The 21,807-nt window shown below is 59.0% G+C and carries 26 protein-coding genes (1 of these 26 running past the window's edge); 16 read left to right on the plus strand and 10 right to left on the minus strand.

The genetic code is table 11. The annotated features are described in order from the left end of the window. Together HKK53_RS19915 and HKK53_RS19920 are read right to left on the minus strand one after the other, a co-directional pair. Window positions 1–783, minus strand: partial view of a CaiB/BaiF CoA transferase family protein gene (locus HKK53_RS19915; protein ID WP_169372240.1) — the 5' portion only. The gene continues 438 nt to the left of window position 1, outside the view; 783 of the gene's 1,221 nt are visible here — the first part of the coding sequence; its start codon is at window positions 781–783; its stop codon lies beyond the left edge, outside the window. Window positions 784–796: 13 nt separating this feature from the next. Continuing rightward, a complete protein-coding gene (locus HKK53_RS19920) occupies window positions 797–1,978 on the minus strand; it encodes an acyl-CoA dehydrogenase (RefSeq protein ID WP_133835126.1) in 1,182 nt (393 codons plus the stop codon). Between the two features lie 157 nt (window positions 1,979–2,135). Between HKK53_RS19920 and HKK53_RS19925 the strand changes: the two genes are divergently transcribed. The 10 genes from HKK53_RS19925 to HKK53_RS19970 all read left to right on the plus strand — a co-directional run bounded on the left by HKK53_RS19925 (window position 2,136) and on the right by HKK53_RS19970 (window position 12,013). Next, on the plus strand, window positions 2,136–3,035 hold the full coding sequence (locus tag HKK53_RS19925) for a LysR family transcriptional regulator (RefSeq protein WP_169372241.1): 900 nt from the start codon (window positions 2,136–2,138) through the stop codon (window positions 3,033–3,035). Window positions 3,036–3,470: 435 nt separating this feature from the next. Beyond that, a complete protein-coding gene (locus HKK53_RS19930) occupies window positions 3,471–4,592 on the plus strand; it encodes a Re/Si-specific NAD(P)(+) transhydrogenase subunit alpha (protein ID WP_169372242.1) in 1,122 nt (373 codons plus the stop codon). A gap of 15 nt (window positions 4,593–4,607) precedes the next feature. Beyond that, complete coding sequence (locus tag HKK53_RS19935) at window positions 4,608–4,931, plus strand: NAD(P) transhydrogenase subunit alpha (RefSeq protein WP_007947884.1); 324 nt, start codon at window positions 4,608–4,610, stop codon at window positions 4,929–4,931. Continuing rightward, complete coding sequence (locus tag HKK53_RS19940) at window positions 4,931–6,367, plus strand: NAD(P)(+) transhydrogenase (Re/Si-specific) subunit beta (protein WP_169372243.1); 1,437 nt, start codon at window positions 4,931–4,933, stop codon at window positions 6,365–6,367. Before HKK53_RS19935 ends, HKK53_RS19940 begins: the two co-directional genes overlap by 1 nt. A gap of 180 nt (window positions 6,368–6,547) precedes the next feature. Next, window positions 6,548–8,041, plus strand: coding sequence for an acetyl-CoA hydrolase/transferase family protein (locus HKK53_RS19945; protein ID WP_169372244.1), 1,494 nt, complete (start codon window positions 6,548–6,550; stop codon window positions 8,039–8,041). A 318-nt stretch (window positions 8,042–8,359) separates the two neighbouring features. Then, the gene (locus HKK53_RS19950; RefSeq protein ID WP_030129620.1) at window positions 8,360–8,575 is read left to right on the plus strand and encodes a DUF1127 domain-containing protein; all 216 of its coding nucleotides are present in this window, start codon (window positions 8,360–8,362) and stop codon (window positions 8,573–8,575) included. A 389-nt stretch (window positions 8,576–8,964) separates the two neighbouring features. Continuing rightward, window positions 8,965–9,282 (plus strand): DUF2388 domain-containing protein, encoded by a 318-nt coding sequence (locus tag HKK53_RS19955; protein WP_169372245.1) that lies wholly within the window; start codon window positions 8,965–8,967, stop codon window positions 9,280–9,282. A gap of 107 nt (window positions 9,283–9,389) precedes the next feature. Next, a complete protein-coding gene (locus HKK53_RS19960; RefSeq protein ID WP_169372246.1) occupies window positions 9,390–9,707 on the plus strand; it encodes a DUF2388 domain-containing protein in 318 nt (105 codons plus the stop codon). 27 nt (window positions 9,708–9,734) lie between these two features. Then, window positions 9,735–10,055 (plus strand): DUF2388 domain-containing protein, encoded by a 321-nt coding sequence (locus HKK53_RS19965; RefSeq protein WP_149661885.1) that lies wholly within the window; start codon window positions 9,735–9,737, stop codon window positions 10,053–10,055. Continuing rightward, window positions 10,052–12,013, plus strand: coding sequence for a DUF7844 domain-containing protein (locus HKK53_RS19970; protein ID WP_169372247.1), 1,962 nt, complete (start codon window positions 10,052–10,054; stop codon window positions 12,011–12,013). The genes HKK53_RS19965 and HKK53_RS19970 overlap by 4 nt, the downstream gene beginning before the upstream one ends. Window positions 12,014–12,197: 184 nt before the next feature. On the opposite strand, the gene HKK53_RS19975 is transcribed toward HKK53_RS19970, so the two are convergent. From HKK53_RS19975 to trpB, 3 genes are all read right to left on the minus strand, one after another. Further along, on the minus strand, window positions 12,198–12,656 hold the full coding sequence (locus HKK53_RS19975) for an anti-virulence regulator CigR family protein (protein WP_169372248.1): 459 nt from the start codon (window positions 12,654–12,656) through the stop codon (window positions 12,198–12,200). A gap of 122 nt (window positions 12,657–12,778) precedes the next feature. After that, window positions 12,779–13,591 (minus strand): tryptophan synthase subunit alpha, encoded by an 813-nt coding sequence (gene trpA / locus HKK53_RS19980; protein WP_133835136.1) that lies wholly within the window; start codon window positions 13,589–13,591, stop codon window positions 12,779–12,781. Further along, window positions 13,591–14,811, minus strand: coding sequence for a tryptophan synthase subunit beta (trpB, locus tag HKK53_RS19985; RefSeq protein ID WP_169372249.1), 1,221 nt, complete (start codon window positions 14,809–14,811; stop codon window positions 13,591–13,593). Before trpB ends, trpA begins: the two co-directional genes overlap by 1 nt. A gap of 112 nt (window positions 14,812–14,923) precedes the next feature. On the opposite strand from trpB, the gene HKK53_RS19990 reads away from it, so the two are divergent. Beyond that, on the plus strand, window positions 14,924–15,817 hold the full coding sequence (locus HKK53_RS19990; protein WP_169372250.1) for a LysR family transcriptional regulator: 894 nt from the start codon (window positions 14,924–14,926) through the stop codon (window positions 15,815–15,817). On the opposite strand, the gene HKK53_RS19995 is transcribed toward HKK53_RS19990, so the two are convergent. Next, window positions 15,814–16,140 (minus strand): DUF883 family protein, encoded by a 327-nt coding sequence (locus HKK53_RS19995; RefSeq protein ID WP_169372251.1) that lies wholly within the window; start codon window positions 16,138–16,140, stop codon window positions 15,814–15,816. The genes HKK53_RS19990 and HKK53_RS19995 overlap by 4 nt on opposite strands. Window positions 16,141–16,297: 157 nt before the next feature. Here HKK53_RS19995 and HKK53_RS20000 point away from each other — a divergent pair, with 157 nt between their 5' ends. Beyond that, the gene (locus tag HKK53_RS20000) at window positions 16,298–16,513 is read left to right on the plus strand and encodes a dodecin (protein ID WP_054047931.1); all 216 of its coding nucleotides are present in this window, start codon (window positions 16,298–16,300) and stop codon (window positions 16,511–16,513) included. A gap of 122 nt (window positions 16,514–16,635) precedes the next feature. Continuing rightward, the gene (locus HKK53_RS20005; RefSeq protein WP_169372252.1) at window positions 16,636–16,857 is read left to right on the plus strand and encodes a DUF1161 domain-containing protein; all 222 of its coding nucleotides are present in this window, start codon (window positions 16,636–16,638) and stop codon (window positions 16,855–16,857) included. Between the two features lie 67 nt (window positions 16,858–16,924). Here the strand turns inward: HKK53_RS20005 and HKK53_RS20010 are convergent, their stop codons facing one another. Beyond that, on the minus strand, window positions 16,925–17,926 hold the full coding sequence (locus tag HKK53_RS20010) for an LLM class flavin-dependent oxidoreductase (RefSeq protein ID WP_169372253.1): 1,002 nt from the start codon (window positions 17,924–17,926) through the stop codon (window positions 16,925–16,927). A 240-nt stretch (window positions 17,927–18,166) separates the two neighbouring features. Here HKK53_RS20010 and HKK53_RS20015 point away from each other — a divergent pair, with 240 nt between their 5' ends. Continuing rightward, window positions 18,167–18,598, plus strand: coding sequence for an OsmC family protein (locus tag HKK53_RS20015; protein WP_008152515.1), 432 nt, complete (start codon window positions 18,167–18,169; stop codon window positions 18,596–18,598). A 178-nt stretch (window positions 18,599–18,776) separates the two neighbouring features. Beyond that, complete coding sequence (locus HKK53_RS20020; protein WP_169372254.1) at window positions 18,777–19,016, plus strand: DUF1161 domain-containing protein; 240 nt, start codon at window positions 18,777–18,779, stop codon at window positions 19,014–19,016. A 5-nt stretch (window positions 19,017–19,021) separates the two neighbouring features. On the opposite strand, the gene HKK53_RS20025 is transcribed toward HKK53_RS20020, so the two are convergent. Continuing rightward, complete coding sequence (locus tag HKK53_RS20025; protein WP_169372255.1) at window positions 19,022–19,441, minus strand: PA0061/PA0062 family lipoprotein; 420 nt, start codon at window positions 19,439–19,441, stop codon at window positions 19,022–19,024. A gap of 40 nt (window positions 19,442–19,481) precedes the next feature. Then, complete coding sequence (locus HKK53_RS20030; RefSeq protein WP_169372256.1) at window positions 19,482–19,904, minus strand: PA0061/PA0062 family lipoprotein; 423 nt, start codon at window positions 19,902–19,904, stop codon at window positions 19,482–19,484. A gap of 60 nt (window positions 19,905–19,964) precedes the next feature. Between HKK53_RS20030 and HKK53_RS20035 the strand changes: the two genes are divergently transcribed. Continuing rightward, window positions 19,965–21,056, plus strand: coding sequence for an aminopeptidase (locus HKK53_RS20035; protein ID WP_169372257.1), 1,092 nt, complete (start codon window positions 19,965–19,967; stop codon window positions 21,054–21,056). 82 nt (window positions 21,057–21,138) lie between these two features. On the opposite strand, the gene HKK53_RS20040 is transcribed toward HKK53_RS20035, so the two are convergent. Continuing rightward, window positions 21,139–21,789 (minus strand): HAD family hydrolase, encoded by a 651-nt coding sequence (locus HKK53_RS20040; protein ID WP_169372258.1) that lies wholly within the window; start codon window positions 21,787–21,789, stop codon window positions 21,139–21,141. Window positions 21,790–21,807: the final 18 nt, after the last annotated feature.

A 21,807-nucleotide genomic window follows, 5' to 3' on the forward strand; every position in this document is an offset into this window, starting at 1 on the left:
GTTACCCACAGTAAGAATGAAATCGCCATCCGCCGTAGGGAAGTCCTGATAAGGCACGATGTTCGGGTGAGCGTTGCCCAGACGCTTAGGCGCATTGCCTGTGGTCAGGTAGTTCATCGCCTGGTTAGCCAAGCATGCCACCTGCACATCCAGCAACGCCATATCAATGTGCTGGCCGCCACCGTCATGGTCCCGATGCGCCAGCGCCGCGAGGATCGCCACGGTCGAATAGAGCCCGGTCAGAATGTCCGTCAGCGCTACGCCGACTTTTACCGGCCCGGCGCCCTCATCGCCTTCAGGGCGCCCAGTCAGACTCATCAAGCCGCCCAGACCCTGGATCATGAAGTCATAACCCGCGCGCTTGGCGTACGGCCCGGTCTGACCGAAACCCGTGATGGAGCAATAGATCAGATTCGGATTGATCGCCTTGAGCGACTCATAGTCCAGCCCATAAGCCGCCAGACCACCAACCTTGAAGTTCTCAATCAGGATGTCCGACTTCGCCGCCAGATCACGCACCAGCTTCTGCCCTTCAGGCCGGGTGAAGTCGATGGTTACCGATTGCTTGTTGCGATTGGCCGACAAGTAATAAGCCGCTTCGCTGGTGTTCTCGCCATAGGCGTCTTTCAGGAACGGAGGCCCCCAGGCGCGAGTGTCGTCGCCATTGCCCGGGCGCTCGACCTTGATCACCTCAGCGCCAAGGTCCGCAAGAATCTGCCCGGACCAAGGCCCGGCCAGCACCCGCGATAAATCCAGTACCCGTAGATGCGAAAGCGCGCCCATGGCCGTTCTCCTATTAATAGAACGCCTGGATGCCGGTCTGCGCGCGACCAAGAATCAGTGCATGCACGTCATGCGTACCTTCGTAGGTATTCACCACTTCCAGGTTGACCAGGTGGCGAGCGACACCGAACTCGTCGGAGATGCCATTGCCGCCCAACATGTCGCGAGCCATGCGCGCGATATCCAGGGACTTGCCGCAAGAGTTGCGCTTCATCATCGACGTGATCTCTACCGCAGCCGTGCCTTCATCCTTCATGCGCCCCAGCCGCAGGCAGCCTTGCAGCGCCATGGTGATTTCGGTCTGCATGTCGGCCAGCTTCTTCTGGATCAACTGAGTAGCGGCCAACGGGCGACCAAACTGCTGACGATCCAGGGTGTACTGACGCGCAGTGTGCCAGCAGAACTCGGCCGCACCCAGCGCCCCCCAGGAGATGCCATAACGCGCGGAGTTGAGGCAGGTAAACGGACCTTTCAGGCCACGGACATCCGGGAAGATGTTCTCTTCAGGGACAAACACGTTGTCCATGACGATTTCGCCCGTGATCGACGCACGCAGGCCAACCTTGCCGTGAATCGCCGGAGCGCTCAGGCCTTTCCAACCCTTCTCCAGCACGAAGCCACGGATGTCGCCGGCATCGTCCTTGCCCCAGACCACAAACACATCGGCGATCGGGCTGTTGGTGATCCACATCTTGCTGCCGGTCAGGCTGTAGCCGCCTTCGACTTTGCGTGCACGAGTAATCATCGCGCCCGGGTCGGAACCGTGGTTCGGCTCTGTCAGACCGAAGCAACCGATCCATTCGCCCGACGCCAGTTTCGGCAGGTACTTCTGCTTTTGCGCTTCAGTACCGAACTCATTGATTGGCACCATGACCAGCGAGGACTGCACGCTCATCATCGAGCGATAGCCGGAATCGACGCGCTCGACTTCACGGGCGATCAGCCCGTAGCTGACGTAGTTCAGGCCGCTACCACCATATTCCTCAGGAATGGTTGCGCCCAACAAGCCCACGTCACCCATCTCACGGAAGATTGCGATGTCGGTCTTCTCATGGCGGAAAGCTTCCAGAACACGCGGCGCGAGCTTCTGCTGAGCGAACTGCTCGGCGGTGTCGCGGATCATGCGTTCTTCTTCGGTGAGCTGTTGATCCAGCAGCAGGGGATCGATCCAGTTGAAGCTAGCTTTACCGCCCATGAGTGTGTCCTCTCGAATCGGGTCAAATAACGTGGACTGATCCTAGGCCCGGTTCGGCGTCACGGCAAACGAGGATTTCGCATACTGTTGTGCTAATTTCTCACTCCGAAACATCGCGAAAGGTCATTAATGCGATGTATTAGTGAGGTTCACGTACATGCGCAGGAAGATCCCCAGTACAACCGCCCTGATCAGCTTCGAAGCCGCGGCGCGCCATGAGAGCTTTACCAAGGCCGCACAGGAACTTTCCCTCACTCAGGGAGCGATTTGCCGACAGATCGCCAGCCTGGAGGAATTCCTCAGCGTCGAACTGTTCCGACGCTCCCGGCGTGGTGTGAAGCTGACGGAAGCCGGACTTTCCTACAGCCGTCGGGTGGCCACGCAACTCGATGCCGTTGAACGGGACACCTTGTCGGTGATGGGCCAGCAAGGCGCCAACGTGATCGAACTGGCGGTGGTGCCGACCTTCGGCACCCAATGGCTGCTGCCCCGCCTTAAGGACTTCCAGCACCAGCACCCGGAAGTGACGGTCAACCTCACCAACCGCACTCGCCCATTTCTCTTCGCCGACACCGAATTCGATGCCGCGATTTATTTTGGCGATGCGGACTGGTCTGGTACCGAATCCCACAGGCTGATGGGAGAAAACCCGATGCCGGTGTGCAGCCCCGCCCTACTGGGCAAGAAGACACATCTGACACCGGCTGAAATCGCGGAATTACCTTTGCTGCAACAAACCACCCGCCCGTACGCTTGGCGCCAGTGGTTCAACTTTCAGAACCTGAATATCCCCCGCGACATGACAGGCCCGCGTTACGAGCTATTCTCCATGCTCGCCCAGGCAGCCATGCACGACATGGGGATTGCACTGATTCCACCATTTCTGATTCAACGTGAGCTGGCGGAGAAGCGCCTGGTGATCGCCAACCCTCAGGCACTGTCGAGCATCAAGGCGTATTACCTGATGATTCCTGAGCGAAAAGTCGAATCGGCTTCTTTAAGGGCTTTTCGCGACTGGCTGGTAAATCAGGCGCATAGCTACAGCCTAGAAGGATAAAGGCTACAGCCGATTAACTGACCCCGTAGTCAGCAAAACAAAAACACTACAGATATAAGTATTTGTCGCATATCCATAGACTGTACTGACAAGCTGTACAAACGTCCCACAAGTGCCTGAAGACGTGGCCTTGAGCCGCTATTTCGAAGCAATGACCGCTCATTCACCGCACCGATGTGGAAATTCTTGAATTTCTAGCAGAATCCTTACAAGGCACGGCCTGCAAGGGATTGAGCCGGTTAGTTGCGACATTCGGTCACGGGGTGACTTGTAGTTAATTTTCCGTCACCCGTCATAATCCCTTGAAGGGCACAAAGTTCGCCTGCAAAATGCCGCGCCCCGCCCTGATTTGGCGGGATCGTGCTGATCGGCCGCCCCAGTCGCACCATCCGAAGTGCCTGGGTTTACTCAATAAGATCACGCAGGAGATTTGACGTGCACATTGGTGTTCCTCTCGAAACCCAGACGGGTGAAACACGGGTTGCTGCAACCCCGGAAACCATCAAGAAGTTGATCGGCCAGGGTCATAAGGTCACTGTACAAAGCGGCGCCGGCGTTAAAGCCAGCGTTGTCGACAGTGCTTATGAAGCGGCAGGCGCGACCATTGGCGGCGCCAACGACGCGTTTGGTGCCGAGCTGATTCTCAAGGTGGTCGCCCCCAGCGACAGCGAGCTGGCTCTGATCAAGAGCGGCGCCGTTGTGGTGGGCATGCTCAATCCGTTCAGCAATGAAACCATCGCCAAGCTGGCCGAATGCGGTATTACCGCGTTCGCGCTGGAAGCCGCGCCGCGCACCTCCCGCGCCCAGAGCCTGGATGTGCTGTCGTCTCAAGCGAATATTGCCGGCTATAAAGCCGTGTTGCTCGCTGCTCACCATTACCCACGCTTCATGCCAATGCTGATGACCGCTGCAGGGACCGTGAAAGCGGCGCGCGTGCTGATTCTCGGCGCCGGCGTGGCGGGCTTACAGGCAATCGCTACGGCGAAACGCCTGGGTGCGGTGATCGAAGCGTCTGACGTACGCCCAGCGGTAAAAGAGCAGATCGAATCCCTTGGCGCCAAGTTCGTCGACGTGCCTTACGAGACCGATGAAGAGCGTGAATGCGCCGTCGGTGTCGGCGGGTACGCGCGTCCAATGCCAGCCAGCTGGATGCAACGGCAGGCCCTGGCCGTGCACGAACGCGCCAAGCAGGCCGACATTGTCATTACCACCGCACTGATCCCGGGCCGCAAGGCACCGACGCTGCTGAGCGCGGAAACCGTGGCGCAAATGAAGCCAGGCTCGGTGGTCATCGACCTCGCCGCCGCTCAGGGCGGCAATTGCCCGCTGACCGTGGCCGATCAAGTCGTCGTCGAGAATGGCGTGACCATTTGCGGCCCGACCAACCTGGCCGGTGAAGTCGCCGCAGACGCTTCGGCGCTGTACGCCCGCAACTTGCTGGACTTCCTGAAGCTGGTCTTCAACAAAGAAGGTCAGTTCGAAGTGAACCTCGAAGACGACATCGTCGCCGCGTGCCTGATGTGCCGCGACGGCCAAGTCATCCGCAAAAACGCCTAAGCAGGGATTCAGACGATGGAAGAGCTTATCTCCCCCGGTATCTACAACCTGATCATCTTCGTGCTGGCGATTTATGTCGGTTATCACGTGGTCTGGAACGTTACACCTGCACTGCACACGCCACTGATGGCGGTGACCAACGCGATCTCCGCGATCGTGATCGTCGGCGCCATGCTGGCGGCGGCGCTGACCGTGACGCCTCTGGGCAAGACCATGGGCACCCTGGCGGTGGCTCTGGCGGCGGTAAACGTGTTCGGTGGCTTCCTAGTCACTCGCCGGATGCTTGAGATGTTCAAGAAAAAAGCCCCGAAAGTCGTAAAAGAAGAGGCGCCCAAGTAATGAGCATGAACCTTGTCACGACGCTCTACTTGATCGCGTCGATCTGCTTTATCCAGGCCCTCAAAGGCCTGTCGCACCCGACGACATCCCGACGCGGCAACGTGTACGGCATGCTCGGCATGGCGCTGGCAATTCTCACCACCGTCGGCCTCATCTATAAGCTGGGCGCTGAGCTGGCCACTGCCGGTATCGGCTACGTCATCGTTGGCCTGCTGGTCGGCGGCACCGCCGGTTCGATCATGGCCAAGCGCGTTGAAATGACCAAGATGCCGGAACTGGTCGCCTTCATGCACAGCATGATCGGTATGGCCGCGGTATTCATTGCCATCGCTGCTGTGGTTGAGCCGCAGTCGCTGGGTATCGTTAAACAGCTGGGCGACGCAATCCCAGCAGGCAACCGTCTGGAGCTGTTCCTCGGCGCAGCCATCGGTGCAATTACCTTCTCCGGTTCAGTGATCGCTTTCGGCAAGCTGTCGGGCAAGTACAAGTTCCGCCTGTTCCAGGGCGCACCGGTACAGTTCGGCGGCCAACACAAGCTGAACCTGGTGCTGGGCCTGGCGACATTGGCACTCGGCCTCACCTTCATGCTGACCGGCAATCTCAATGCCTTCGCGTTGATGCTGGCCCTGGCCTTCGTGCTGGGCGTGCTGATCATCATCCCGATTGGCGGCGCGGACATGCCGGTGGTTGTCTCAATGCTCAACAGCTACTCCGGCTGGGCAGCGGCGGGCATCGGTTTCTCGCTGAACAACTCGATGCTGATCATCGCCGGTTCGCTGGTGGGTTCGTCCGGTGCGATCCTCTCGTACATCATGTGCAAGGCGATGAACCGCTCTTTCTTTAATGTACTGCTCGGCGGTTTCGGCAACACGGCGGATGCGGCCGGCCCTGCTGGCTCAAAAGAAGCCCGCCCGGTGAAATCCGGTTCGGCTGATGACGCGACCTTCCTGCTGACCAACGCCGACACCGTGATCATCGTTCCGGGCTACGGTCTGGCGGTAGCACGGGCGCAACATGCGCTGAAAGAGCTGACAGAGAAGCTGACCCATCGCGGCGTGACCGTGAAGTACGCGATCCACCCGGTGGCCGGGCGGATGCCTGGCCACATGAACGTCTTGCTGGCCGAAGCCGAAGTGCCTTATGACCAGGTGTTCGAGATGGAAGACATCAACTCCGAGTTCGGTCAGGCCGACGTAGTGCTGGTGCTGGGCGCCAACGACGTGGTCAACCCGGCCGCCAAGAACGATCCGAAATCGCCGATTGCCGGCATGCCGATCCTCGAAGCGTTCAAGGCCAAGACCATCATCGTCAACAAGCGCTCGATGGCCAGCGGTTATGCCGGTCTGGACAACGAACTGTTCTACCTCGACAAAACCATGATGGTCTTCGGCGACGCGAAGAAGGTCATCGAAGACATGGTCAAAGCTGTCGAGTAAAACCTGCTCCAACGCAATACCCAAAACCTCAGCCTTTAGTAGGCTGGGGTTTTTTTATTCCCCGTGAAACCCGACCAAAGGCTCTAAATCAGGGCTTGGCATTCGACCATGGTAGCGGGACGGATGTTTTTCAAATCACTAGACTGCGTACCTTGCTTTCGTTGCCCGAGATAACAATCCATGTACCGTGATCGTATTCGCTTGCCTTCGTTGTTGGATAAGGTGATGAGCGCCGCTGACGCTGCCGCTCTGATTGAGGACGGCATGACCGTCGGCATGAGCGGTTTCACCCGCGCCGGTGAAGCCAAGGCAGTGCCCCACGCACTGGCCGAACGCGCCAAAATCACCCCGCTGAAAATCACTCTGATGACCGGCGCGAGCCTGGGCAACGACCTCGACAAACAACTGACCGAAGCCGGCGTACTGTCGCGGCGCATGCCGTTCCAGGTCGACAGCACACTGCGCAAGGCAATCAATGCTGGCGAGGTCATGTTCATCGACCAGCACCTGTCAGAAACCGTTGAAATGCTGCGCAACCAGCAACTCACGCGGCCGGACATCGCGGTGATTGAAGCCGTGGCGATCACCGAGCAGGGCCATATCGTGCCGACCACGTCGGTGGGCAACTCGGCGAGCTTCGCAATCTTCGCCAAGCACGTCATCGTCGAGATCAACATGGCGCACAACCCGAATCTCGAAGGGCTGCACGACATCTATATCCCGACCTACCGCCCGACCCGTACGCCGATTCCACTGGTGAAGGTCGATGATCGCATTGGCAGCACCGCCATCCCGATCCCGCCGGAAAAGATCGTCGCGATCGTGATCACCAATCAGTCCGACTCACCGTCCACCGTGCTGCCGCCGGACGCCGAGACCCAGGCCATCGCTGACCACCTGATCGACTTCTTCAAGCAGGAAGTGGCGGCCGGGCGCATGACCAACAAGCTCGGCCCACTGCAGGCCGGGATCGGCACCATTGCCAACTCGGTGATGTGCGGCTTGATCGACTCGCCATTCGAAGACCTGACCATGTATTCCGAAGTGCTACAGGATTCGACCTTCGACCTGATCGACGCCGGCAAACTGAGCTTTGCTTCGGGCAGCTCGATCACCTTGTCGGCCCGGCGTAACGCCGATGTGTTTGGCAACCTGGAGCATTACAAAGACAAGTTGGTGCTACGTCCTCAGGAAATCTCCAACCACCCGGAAGTGGTGCGACGCCTGGGCATCATCGGCATCAACACTGCGCTGGAATTCGATCTGTACGGCAACGTCAACTCCACCCATGTCTGCGGTACGCGGATGATGAACGGCATCGGCGGTTCCGGGGACTTCGCGCGCAATGCGCACCTGTCGATCTTCGTCACCAAGTCGATCGCCAAGGGCGGCGCAATATCCAGCGTGGTGCCAATGGTCAGCCACGTCGACCACACCGAGCACGACGTCGACATCCTGGTAACCGAGATTGGCCTGGCCGACCTGCGCGGCCTGGCGCCGCGGGAGCGGGCTCGGGTGGTTATCGACAACTGTGTGCACCCGGACTATCGCGAAGCCCTGAATGACTACTTCACCGCGGCTTGCGTAATCGGTGGGCATACCCCGCACATCCTGCGTGACGCCCTGAGTTGGCACATTAACCTGGAAGAAACCGGGCGGATGCTGGCGGTCTGATCGGTCTCAAAACAGCTGACGCAAACACAATTGCGCCAGCTGGTTCTTGCAATGCCCTATTCTGTCGAAAACTGTACTGCTGTACCGGTCTTTTCCTACAGGATTTGCCTACCTTTCCCTGCCTTTCCGTCGAAAACGCACTGTATTAGTGCCGACAGGTACAGTTGCCTCAATTTCGACCAGTACACCCCCTATAAACAGTTAACTGGTCCCTCACAATACAAGTGAACTGTATCTAGGGAGACTGGCCAAACGAGAGGATCATTGGCATCAGTTAAACCACTACCTAATCCCGCCACAAGCGGAAGGATGCTAACCATGGAACGTACACTCAGTTCCGAACTGTTCTTCGAAGATACCGCTGCAAAAACCCAGGCTTCCATGCCTCTTCGCGTTATCGCCAACCTGATGTTGTGGCAGCGCCGCATTACCAGCCGCCATCAACTGGCTCGCCTGGATTCGCGTCTGCTGGCTGATGCCGGGATTAGCGAAGCACAACGCTACGAAGAGCTGAGCAAGCCGTTCTGGCGCTAAGTTAGCGTCGCTGGCCCTGACCTGTAGGGTCCACCGCCAGCACCCGAATTGAACAAACAAAACCCGTCGTGGGAAACCACGACGGGTTTTGTCGTTTCAGCGTTGTAAAACGTAAGACCAGTACAGTTTCATAAAACTATAAACAAGGCTGTACACCTCTGTAGAAGCAGCCGAAGGCTGCGATCTTTTGATCTTTGATTTAATAAAAGCCAAGTCAAAAGATCGCAGCCTTCGGCAGTTCTTACATACCGTTTCATCTAGATGGGCTATTCGAATTCATCCCCTCCAGCCTAATATCCAATCAGAACGTGGCGATCGCTACACAAGAGGCGTCTGATCCATCAGACACTGCGCCACCTCTCAATCGGTTTATCCAAAGGAGCTACCCCATGTCCCGTCTTCGTCTGCTGAGCGCCGCAGCCCTGCTCGCCGTGGCTGCCAATGCCCACGCCACCAGTTTTATCGTGACCACCGACGCCGTCGTTGGCGCCCTCAAATCCAGTTCCGATGCGACCTCCGATGTCTCTTCTTCGCTACGCGACAATAAAATTGTGCGCGCTGCGCGGGATGATGCCGCCAGCTTTGTCGCCAGCAACGGCGATATCCGTGGCGTGAAACTGGAAAGCGCGTTCGACGAAATCCGCCACCAGGCGCCTCAACTGAACGCGACCGACGCACAGTTGGCCCAGGCCATCCTGGCCATCTAAGCGTCAGCTCAACAGTGGGACACATCCAACGTGTCCCAATGTTTCGGCGCTGGCTCTAGCCCGGGCATTGCGCTAGCCTTGGGACTCGCTTTCAGCTATCGAGTCTCATGCGTTTTCTTTCAAAACTGTTGCTCACGCAAGTAATTGTTGCGGCCTCCTGGTCGGGCTCGGCCCATGCCTTCGACGCCTTTAACCTGTCTACCCAAGGCACCGTCGTCAGTGGTTACGCCACAAGCATGGTGACCTCCGCGCCCTTCGACCATAAACTGCTGATCGCCGCTCAGGATGACGCTGCGGCATTCATCGCCAGTGACGGCCAACTACGAGGAGCGCAACTGGAATCCGCCCTGAATTATCTGCGTCGGACCCAGCCAAAACTTCATGCCAGCGACCTTGAACTGGCACAGGCAATTCTCGTCCAATAGTTATCATCGTTCCTCCGGAGTCGTTCCATGCGTAGCCCGCTGATTGCTGCCACCCTTGGCCTGCTGTTGTTGGCCGACGTGGCCCAGGCACACACCCTGGTTGCCACCAGTAATATCCTGATTCGCGCCACCCAGCGCACACTCGACTTCACGTCCGATACCACCACGTCCATTCGCGATTCGAAAATCGTCCGCGAAGCCCATGACGATGCGGCGAGCTTTATCGCCAGCGACGGCGATATTCGTGGCGCGCACCTGGAAGCCGCCTTCAATACATTGCGCACCCGCGTGCCGGAAGCCCGTGACGCCAGTGATCAGGTTCTCGCCGAAGCCATCCTCGCACTGTGAGGTCGCTCAACGCCTGGCTGCTGGCTGGGATGGTGTTGCTGCTCGGCAACACCGCCCAGGCCAGCCTGCAATTACGCCTCAAGACCGACGGTCTGAGCCCCGCGCAAGTGCAGGCCAGCCAGGCGCTGCTCGATGAAGCCATGAAGGCGTTGCCGCCGCGTTTCGTCGAGCAACTGGATCGGCGCATCGATGTCGGCTGGACCGACGACATGCCCGGCAATGCCTACGGCCAGGCTTCGCTGGTGTCCGAACTCGACCTCAATCGCAACCTGCTCGCCAGCCTCACCGACGGCAGCGCCGCGACAAAAAAGACGTATCGCCCCCACGGCACCGTGCGCCGGGAAATGCTCGCCACGGTCCTGCACGAACTCACCCACATTTATGATCGCTCGCGTCTGTGGCCGGACGCCGAGCGCACGCTGATACAGCGTTGCAGCCGGCGCAACAGCAGCTCCGGGCTGATCGGTATTCCCGATCAATGCCGCGGTCAGACCGCGCGGCGCTTTACCCTAAGTGACGATCCGCGCCTGCTGGACCTGGCTGGCTGGCCACAATACGTCGGTCGTCGTGGCGAACGCGAAGCGCACAATCGGCAAGTCGCGCGCAGCCCGGACATCTACGAGACGACCAATCCCAAGGAGTTCGTGGCGGTCAACATGGAGTATTTCCTCCTCGACCCAAGCTATGCCTGCCGTCGTCCTGCGCTGTACCGCTACTACAAAGATCATTTCGGCTGGGCGCCCGCCGCCAAAGACACCTGCGCCAAATCCTTCGCCTTCCTTAATGCCGGCAACGATTTCGCCAAGACGCCGTTGGGCCAGGTCGACCCGGAACGGGTTTACGCCGTCGACTACTTGCTGGCCGAAGCCAATCAGAACTGGGTCAGCCGCTGGGGCCACAGCATGTTGCGCCTGGTGATTTGCGCCCCGGGCCGCCCACGTGGGCCGGATTGCCGACTGGACCTGGATCAGCACCTGGTGCTGTCCTACCGCGCTTTCGTCGGTGACGTGCAGTTATCGAGTTGGGACGGCCTGGTCGGCAAATACCCGTCGCGCCTGTTTGTCCTGCCGCTGGCCCAAGTGATCGACGAATACACCAAGACCGAACTGCGCAGCCTGGCTTCGGTACCGCTGAATCTCTCGCGCACCGAAATCGAAGAAGTGGTGGAACACGCAGCGGAGATGCACTGGAGTTACGACGGCAACTACTTCTTCCTCTCCAACAATTGCGCGGTGGAAAGCCTGAAATTGCTGCGCAGTGGCAGCAACAACGCGCAGTTGACGGGTCTGGACAGCATCATGCCCAACGGCTTGCTGGAAGTCCTCAAGGGCCGCGGACTGGCGGACACCAGCGTACTGGATGACCCGCGCGAAGCCTTGCGCCTGGGTTATCGCTTCGACTCCTTCCGCGATCGCTACCAGGCGATGTTCGAAGTGCTGAAGAAACACTTGCCGATCAAGCAGGTCACCGTCGAAGACTGGCTGTCATTGAGCGCCGAAGATCGTCGGCAATGGATCGATCAGGCGGATCTGCGCACCAGTGCAGCGTTGCTGTTGCTGGAGCAAGCCAGTTTCCGCCGCCAACTGCAGTTGGCCCAGGATGAAGTGAAGCAGCGCTATCTGGGTGCTCGCGAACTGAAGAACGGCGGCATGGACAAGGCCAACGCGACCTTGCAGCAGATTCTCGCCAACAGCGGCTTCCTCAGCCGCCCAGCCGAATTGCTCGGTTCCGGCGGTTATGGTTTGCCCCAGCCGAGCGAGTCGGAGCGACTGGAAGCGGAAAGCAGCCTGCGTCAGAAACAGTTGCAGTCGCTGACCGGGGATCTGGATAAGGAAGTGCGTGCGCTGCTTGAACCGGCCCGTGCGGCGGAGATTGCAGCCAATGAAGCCAACCTGAAGCAGGTTGGCGAGCATTTGCGGGCGTTGCATAAGGCGGCGGGCGGTTTAGAACTGCCCTGACCCAATCACCGCAGGAACTTGTAGCAGCTGGCGAAGCCTGCGTTCGGCTGCGAAGCAGTCGTAAAATCAGACGCTGCGGTACGTCAGACAGACCGAGTTGGATGGTTTGCGACTGCTTCGCGGCCGAACGCAGGCTTCGCCAGCTGCTACATAAGCTGTGCTCAGCCTGCAAAGATGGGATCGATCAGTTCAACACGTTATCCAGAATCTCATAAACAATCCCCGTCCCTACCGCGATCAACACAATGTCGCTACCGGCCCGACGCCATTCGTAGCCCTGGTAATACGGCAGATGCGACAACGCGCGATTATCCAGGCGCTCGCCATAATAACCATGAGGCAACGGCCGGCCACGTTCCAGACGAATGCCTGGAGGTGGCGGCGCCCCGCGAACGAAATAACCATGATTGTCATGAATGCTCTGACGCACCGGGCCAAAATCCCGTGGCGGCGGACCACCACGATGATTGTCTTGCGGACCGCGGTGATCATCACCGCGATTGTCACCGCGGTTATCGTGTTGGCCCTGCTGCGGGCCGCCGTGGTCGTGATCGTCGCGCTGATCGGCGCTGGCGTGCAGCAACGGGGTCGCACTGAGCATCAGTACGCCCAGGCTGGCAATCAGACGTTTCGGCATTTTCATCGGGGAGTTTCCTCACTGCACATACAGCAAAAAGGGCTTCAGAACGTAGTCCTGAAACCCTCGGTCTTGCTGATTAGTGTGTGCTGCGAGGCGCTAATTCCTCTGTATCAAGAACTTTACCTTCAACTGACCCGGGCCTTACGCACGCCCTCGGACAACGCTGCGCAAAGACTCAACACACCATCGATGGCTTGATCCGGCGTCGACGCATTGGCGATGTGGTCAATCAAGGCCGAACCCACCACCACACCGTCGGCCAGACGCGCGATGGAGGCCGCTTGCTCCGGTGTGCGGATACCGAAACCGATGCTGATTGGCAGGTCGGTGTGGCGACGCAGACGGGCGACCGCTTCTTCTACGTGTTCCAACGTTGCCGCACCGGCACCGGTCACACCGGCGACCGACACGTAGTAGACGAAGCCGGAGCTGCCGTTCAGAACAGTCGGCAAGCGCACATCGTCAGTGGTCGGCGTGGTCAGGCGAATGAAGTCCAGGCCCGCAGCCTGAGCCGGGTCGCACAGCTCGCCGTTATGCTCGGGCGGCAGATCAACCACGATCAGACCGTCAACACCAGCCTCTTTGGCGTCAGCGATGAAACGCGGCACGCCGTACATGTGGATCGGGTTGAAGTAACCCATCAGCACCAGCGGCGTCTCGGTATTGCCTTCACGGAACTCGCGAACCATTTGCAGAGTTTTCGCCAGGTTCTGCTTGGCGCCCAAGGCGCGGATGTTGGCCAACTGGATCGCCGGGCCGTCGGCCATCGGATCGGTGAAGGGCATGCCCAGCTCGATCACGTCGGCGCCAGCACCGGGCAAGCCTTTGAGGATTGCCAGGGAGGTGTCGTAGCTCGGGTCGCCGGCGGTGACGAAGGTCACCAGGGCAGCGCGATTCTGTTCTTTCAGTTCAGCAAAACGTGTTTGCAGGCGGCTCATCAGTGTTTCTCCTGCTGGGATTGTTCCATGTGGTGCATCACGGTTTGCATGTCTTTATCGCCACGGCCGGACAGGTTGACCACCATCAGGTGATCCTTTGGCAGATTCGGTGCCCGTTTAAATACTTCGGCCAGGGCATGGGCACTTTCCAGTGCGGGAATAATCCCTTCCAGGCGGCAGCATTTGTGGAATGCGTCGAGGGCTTCGTCGTCAGTCACCGAGGTGTACTGGACGCGGCCGATGTCGTGCAACCAGGCGTGTTCAGGGCCGATGCCCGGATAATCGAGGCCGGCGGAGATCGAGTGCGCGTCGATGATCTGGCCGTCGTCGTCCTGCAACAGGAAGGTGCGGTTGCCGTGCAACACACCTGGTACACCGCCGTTCAGGCTGGCGGCGTGTTTGCCGGTTTCGATGCCGTAGCCGGCGGCTTCGACGCCGATGATCTCGACGCTCGTGTCGTCCAAGAACGGGTGGAACAGGCCCATGGCGTTGGAACCGCCGCCGATGCACGCCACCAGACTGTCCGGCAGGCGGCCTTCCTGGTCTTGCAGTTGAGTACGGGTTTCCTTGCCGATCACGGCCTGGAAGTCGCGAACCATGGCCGGGTAAGGATGCGGACCGGCGACGGTGCCGATCAGATAGAAGGTGCTGTCGACGTTGGTCACCCAGTCACGCAGGGCTTCGTTCATCGCGTCTTTCAGGGTGCCGGTGCCGGCCACTACCGGGATCACTTCAGCGCCCAGCAACTTCATGCGGAATACGTTGGCCTGCTGACGTTCGATGTCAGTGGTGCCCATGTAAATCACGCAATCCAGGCCAAAACGCGCGGCCACGGTGGCAGTCGCCACGCCGTGCATGCCAGCGCCGGTCTCGGCAATGATGCGTTTCTTGCCCATGCGCCGCGCCAGCAGGATCTGGCCGATGCAGTTATTGATCTTGTGCGCGCCGGTGTGGTTCAGCTCTTCGCGCTTGAGGTAAATCTTCGCGCCGCCACAGAACTCGGTCAGGCGTTCAGCGTAATAAAGAGGGCTTGGACGTCCGACGTAGTCGCGCTGGAAGTAGGCCAATTCTTCTTTGAAGGCAGGATCTTCCTTCGCCAGTTCGTATTCACGGGCCAGGTCGAGGATCAACGGCATCAGGGTTTCGGCGACGTAACGGCCGCCGAACGAGCCAAACAGGCCGTTGGCGTCGGGGCCGTTGCGCAGATTAGTCTGGGTCATGGGTCGCTCCAGTTGGATTCGTGAGATGACAATGACGCTCACTCTACCCCTGACGTCCCGAGCTGAAAACCGATAAGATCGCTGCAACCTGTCAGGAAAACTCACAGATCCCATGAGCCACGACCTCCCTCCGCTGAACGCCCTTCGCGCCTTCGAAGCCACTGCCCGCCTGAACAGCGTCAGCCAGGCTGCCGAACAGCTGCACGTCACCCACGGGGCGGTCAGCCGGCAATTGAAGGTGCTTGAAGAACACCTTGGCGTCAGCCTGTTCATCAAGGACGGGCGCGGCCTTAAACTCACAGATGCCGGCATTCGTCTGCGTGACACCAGCACTGAAGCGTTTGAGCGCTTGCGCACCGTTTGTGCCGAATTGACCCAAAGCACCGCCGATGCGCCGTTCGTGCTTGGCTGCTCCGGGAGTTTGCTCGCGCGCTGGTTCATCCCGCGCCTCGGACGATTGAATGCGGACCTGCCGGACCTGCGCTTGCACCTGTCGGCCGGGGAAGGCGATCTTGACCCTCGACGGCCGGGGCTGGACGCCTTGCTGGTATTTGCCGAGCCGCCCTGGCCGGCGGACATGCAGGTCTACGAACTGGCCAGCGAACGTATCGGCCCGGTCATGAGCCCGCGCTTCGCCGGTTACCAAAGGCTGCTGCAGGCGCCGGCAAGCGCGTTGTTGGCCGAGCCGCTGCTGCACACCACCTCACGCCCTCAAGCTTGGCCGAGCTGGGCACAGCAAAGCGGCCTCGACGCCAAGGCATTGAAGTTCGGTCAGGGTTTTGAGCATTTGTATTATTTGCTGGAAGCGGCGGTGGCGGGGCTGGGTGTGGCGATTGCCCCTGAGCCGCTGGTGGCCGAGGATTTGAAGGCCGGTCGCCTGGTCGCGCCGTGGGGTTTCTGTGAAACCCCGGCGCAACTGGCGCTTTGGCTACCCAAGCGCGCCGCGGACGGACGCGCTCGGCAGTTGGCGCAATGGCTCAAAAACGAGCTGCGCCAAGCGGATTAGTCGCCGCGTTTGCACAACAGGTAAGCCGCGAGCAGGCCGAGTGCACCCACGGCGACACCGGCTGTAGTCCAAGGGTGTTCCTGGGCGTAGTCCCGAGTGGCGATCCCGGTTTCGCGGGTTTTCACTTTCACTTCTTCATAGGCATCGGCGAGCAGATGACGCGAATGCTTCAGCGCGCTCTCGGCGTTGCTTTTGAGGGCCTTGAGGGTTTTACGCGACTCGTCCGAGGCATCGTCCTTCAGGCTTTCCAGCGACTTGAGAAGACTCTCGATCTCGGCTTCCATGCTTTGCAATGAGGCTTTACGTAAAGAGGTGTTGGCCATGGTGGCTCTCCTTCATTGGTGATGAGTAGCGTGTGTTGGTTGGGACTTCAGGGGTTCGAGAAAGTGCAGTAAATCTGAACTTCGGTGTGGGAATGGGCGACAGAAGTAATACGAAAAATCACTGCTAGGCTGTATTTCATACCCCAAGGAGAACGCCATGACTGACCATCACACCTACAAGAAAGTCGAGCTGGTCGGCTCGTCCCCTACCAGCATCGAAGATGCGATCAACAACGCGCTGGCCGAAGCCAGTAAAAGCCTCAAGCATCTGGAATGGTTCGAAGTGACCGAAACCCGCGGCCACATCAAGGATGGCAAGGCTGCCCACTTCCAGGTGACGCTCAAAGTCGGGTTCAGGATTGCCAGTAGCTGAGTTTGAGCTAGTCTTCTGAACTTGCGCGCTGGCCGAATGCCATAGGGAATGGCAAAGCGCTACATGTGTGCACCTGGCTGATCGCCGGGTGCCCCTATTGATCCGACCAGGGAATGCGACCGATGAAGAAGTTTATTTTGGCAGTAGGTTTGTTGAGCCTTGCAGGAACAGCCTTTGCTGACGGCAAGTCGTGCGAAGAGCTGAAAGCCGAAATCGCCGCGAAACTGGATGCCAAGGGCGTTGCCGGTTATTCGCTGGAAATTGCCGATAAAGGCACAGCGGCTGGCGGAAAAGTCGTCGGCACTTGTGAGAAAGGCACCAAAGTCATCGTCTACACCAAGTAGGCTGATTTCTGCACAAATGAAAAAGCCGACACAATGCGTCGGCTTTTTTATGCCCGTCGTTTGAGCGTCAGCCCTTCATGACCTGCGCCAGCAACTCGTAGGAATGCACACGATCGGCGTGTTCATACAGGTCGCAGGTGAAAATCAGCTCATCGGCCTGGGTCTGCTCGATCAACACGTCCAGTTTGGCGCGGATTTTCTGTGGGCTGCCGACCATGGCCAGGCCGAGGAAATCGCCAACCGCTTCTTTCTCATGGGGCAACCACAGGCCGTCCATGGTTTTCACCGGCGGCCGTTGCACCAGGCTCTGGCCACGCATCAGCGCAAGAATTCGCTGGTAGACCGAGGTCGCCAGGTAATCGGCCTGCTCGTCGGTGTCGGCAGCCACCAGTGGCACGCCGAGCATCACGTAGGGCTTGTCCAACACCGCTGAAGGCTTGAAGTGATTGCGGTAGACGCGAATCGCCTCGTGCATGAAACGCGGTGCGAAATGCGAGGCGAAGGCGTACGGCAATCCGCGCTCACCGGCCAGTTGCGCACTGAACAGACTCGAACCCAGCAGCCAGACCGGGACGTTGGTGCCAGTGCCCGGCATCGCGATGATCCGCTGATCCGGCGTGCGTGGGCCGAGGTAGCGCATCAGTTCTGCCACGTCTTCCGGGAACTCGTCGGCGCTGCCGGAGCGCTCACGACGCAGCGCGCGGGCGGTCATCTGATCGGAACCCGGTGCGCGGCCCAGGCCCAGGTCGATACGGCCGGGGTACAGGCTTTCAAGGGTGCCGAACTGTTCGGCGATCACCAAGGGCGCGTGATTGGGCAGCATCACGCCACCGGAACCGACGCGAATGGTCGAGGTGCCGCCCGCCAGGTAACCGAGCAAAACCGAGGTCGCGGAACTGGCGATGCCGTCCATGTTGTGGTGTTCGGCCACCCAGAAACGGTTGTAGCCAAATTTTTCAACGTGCTGGGCCAGGTCCAGGGAATTGCGCAGCGACTGGGCCGCGCTGCCGTTCTCGCGCACGGGCACCAGGTCGAGAGTGGAGTACTTGATATCGGACAGTCGTTTCATAAACCTGCTTCTCCAATGGGGGCGCAGGTTTTTTCACGAACGAAAACCTGCCGAGTCTAAAAGCGTTCCCTATGCAATGAGGGCATATACCCGAGTTTCAATAGCACAGACGAATTTGCTTACCAGATAAGCGGTTTGATCCGACAAGGTGAACTTTGCCAAGTCTTCTATCCTCAGAACCCTTAGCAACCGAAAACCACGAAGGCGCGACGTTCCGCGCCGGATCTTGAGGAGGCAGACATGGCTATCACGAAGAAAGCATCGGCTCATTGGGAAGGTGATCTGAAAACCGGCATCGGTTCGATTTCCACGGAAACCGGTGTCCTCAGAGAAGCGCCCTACGGCTTCAAGGCACGTTTCGAAGGCGGCAAGGGCACCAATCCGGAAGAGCTGATCGGCGCGGCCCACGCAGGCTGTTTCTCCATGGCGTTTTCGATGATCCTCGGCGACGCCGGCCTCAAGGCTGACAGCATCGATACCAATGCCGAGGTCACGCTGGATCAGGTAGACGGTGGTTTCGCGATCACGGCGGTGAAACTGATCCTCAAGGCGAAAATTCCGGGGGCGACCCAGGCGCAATTTGAGGAGCTGAGCAACAAGGCCAAAGAAGGCTGCCCGGTATCCAAAGTGCTGAATGCGAAGATCAGCCTGGATGCGACGCTGGTTAGCTAAATCGAAGATGGAATGAAAAGATCGCAGCCTTCGGCAGCGCCTACAGATGACTTGGGGCTGGCGACGGCTGCGATCTTTTTTGCGCTGAAACAAAACCTGACTGGCGAAACTGTGGTCGAATAAATGACAGCAGCCAAAAGCGCATCAACCTGCGCGCTGCCTCAAGGGAGCTTCAACCATGAAACGTTTTGCCTTGGCGATTATCTGTTGCGCGTTGGCCACTTCGGCCCTGGCGGCACCGAAATCATGTGAAGAACTCAAGAATGAGATTGAATTGAAGATTCAGGCTAACTCCGTGCCCTCCTACACATTGGAGATTGTCACGAAAGAGGAAGCCGACAAGCACGACGCCGCCATGATCGTTGGCACCTGTGAGAATGGCACCAAAGCCGTCATCTACCAAAGGAACGATCGCTGATTGGTCTACGGCACGCAGTTGATCTGCCGCTCCGTGGCGACGATCTGACCCTTGGCGTTTATCAGTCGGGCGCTCGGGGTAAAGGACAGGGAGCGTCCTTCCAGTCGATAGTGCTGGCCGGCCTCAAAGTGATCATAAGGCACGGTCATGTAGCACAACCGCTCCTGCGGATCGCTCAGCATCCCCAGCCCTCCGGCAAACGTTTCGAAGTCGAAACGCACTGTCAGTTCGTGGCTGCCAGGGGTTACCTGGAAGAATCGCCCATCAGTCAGGCGCTGATTATCCAAGCGCTCCGCCATCAGTAATTTGCCGCCCGGCGTCGGGGTCGCGAGGTCAATCCACGCCATCTGCGGATTGACGCTGGGCAACGGGCTTACGCAACCGGCAATAACGCCCGCACTGAGCAATAGCAAGAACCTGCGCATGATGAATGTCCCGAGGATTGGGCATTCAGCATAACGCCGATCACGTGCGTTGGCAGCCTGCCGGGGTGCCCTGCCCGATCACTTTGCGCTGCTGGTCGTAGAGCTTGGCCCAGGGCCGGAAACCGATATTCCCCGCTTGCAGCTGATAACGCTCACCGGCGTTGAAATCCTTGAATTTCACACTCAACTGGCAATCGCGCCACAGCGGCTCGGCGTCGGTGCCGATGTTGGTGGGCTGCACGGCGAACTGGTAGCGAACCTTCAGTTCATGGCTGCCGGGCTGCACTTCGAAGAAGCGTTTGTCAGTGGCGGCCTTGTCGTCGACCTTCAGCGCTTGCAGCGCGGCGTCTTCCTGCTTTGAATTCAGGTCGATCCACGCCTGGTTCGGATCCGGGTCGGGCATTCCGAATCCGGCACAGCCGGCCAGCGTCAGCAGGCCCCCTGTCAGCATCAACTTGCGCATAGCGGAGCTCCAGTGTGGCGGGATAGTCTTGTGGGCAGACTTTCCAGGGATGTTCTTATTTTGATCAGGCCGCTTCCAAGCCTTGGGTTACTTGATCGCGTTTTGCGCGTTTTGTTTCCGGGTGTGTTGTTTTTGTTGCTCAACGGTTGCGCCAGCGTCGGCTACTACGGCCAATTGGCCGAGGGGCAGCTGCAATTGCTGCGGGCCCGGGAGCCGGTTTCCCAAGTGATTGCCGATCCCCAACGCGATCCAAAACTGCGTGCGCATCTGGCCCAGTCGCAAAAGGCCCGGGTATTCGCCAGCGAGCAACTGCACCTGCCGGACAACCAAAGTTACCGTTTGTACGCCGACATTGGCCGGCCGTACGTCGTCTGGAATGTCTTCGCCACGGCGGAGTTTTCCCTAAAGCCGCAAAACCACTGCTTCCCCATCGCCGGTTGCGTCGCCTATCGCGGCTATTACAGCCAGAGCGCGGCCCGGGGTGAAGCGGCGTTGCAGCAGCTGGAAGGCATGGACGTGTCGATTGGCGGGGTCGAGGCCTATTCGACGCTGGGCTGGTTCAACGATCCGATCATTAGCTCGATGATGAACTGGGGCGATGAACGGCTGGCCACGCTGATCTTTCATGAACTGGCGCATCAGCGTGTTTATGTGAAGGACGACACCGAGTTCAACGAATCCTTCGCCACGTTCGTTGAGCAGGAAGGCACCCGCCAATGGCGCGCCAGCCGCGGGCTCGCCCCGGACAATGGCGCGCTGATGCAGCAGCGCGATCAGTTCATCCAACTGATTCTGGACACCCGCGCACGCCTTGAACGCCTATACGCACAACCCATGGCCGCCGAGCAGATGCGCCAACGCAAAGTCGAAGAATTCGAAAGGCTACGCAGCGATTATCGGGCGATGCGTGACAGCCGATGGGCCGGGGATAAACGCTATGACGCGTGGATCAACGCGCCGATGAACAATGCCAGGCTGCTGCCGTTTGGTTTGTATGACCAGTGGGTGCCGGCGTTTGCGGCGTTGTTCAGGCAGGTTGATGGGGATTGGGTGAGGTTTTATGCCGAGGTTGAGAAGCTGGGTGGGTTGCCGGTTGCGGAGCGCAAGGCAGCATTAAAAGTGTTGGCAGGATCAGGGAGTAGCGCTGGCTGATCCGGCCTCTTCGCGGGCAAGCCTCGCTCCTACAGGTCACTGATATCTGTAGGAGCGAGGCTTGCCCGCGAAGGCGTACTGATTAACGCCGCAAAAACGCCTGATGCATCTCTTCCAGCGTTTCGAAATGATAAGCCGGTGTTTCGGCGCTCAGTTCTTCCCGGCTGCCAAACCCATAACCCACCGCCGCGGCGTCCAGGCCATTGCTCCGGGCGCCAATCAAATCGTGTTTGCGGTCGCCAATCATCAGGGTCTGGGCCGGGTCGAGGCCTTCCTCGGCGATTAAATGGGCGATCAATTCGACTTTATTGGTTCGTGTCCCGTCCAATTCACTGCCGTAAATCACTTTGAAGTGCCTGGCGAAGTCGAAGTGCCGGGCAATCTCGCGGGCGAACACCCAGGGTTTTGACGTGGCGATAAAGAGCTGTCGTCCTTGCCCGCTCAGGGTTTCCAACAGCGGTGTAACGCCGTCGAACACGCGGTTCTCATAAAGGCCGGTGACTTTGAAGCGCTCGCGATAGAAATTCACCGCTTCCCACGCCTTCGGCTCGTCGAATTCGTAGAACTGCATGAACGCCTGCAACAGCGGCGGGCCGATGAAGTGTTCGAGCTTGGTCAGGTCGGGTTCATCGATGCCCAGTTTGGCCAACGCAAACTGGATCGAACGGGTAATGCCCTCGCGCGGGTCGGTCAGGGTGCCATCGAGGTCGAACAGAACAGTTTGGTAATGCATGAAAAATCCTGGGCAATA

Origin of the sequence: Pseudomonas sp. ADAK7 (assembly GCF_012935675.1) — a bacterium.
Lineage (GTDB): Bacteria > Pseudomonadota > Gammaproteobacteria > Pseudomonadales > Pseudomonadaceae > Aquipseudomonas.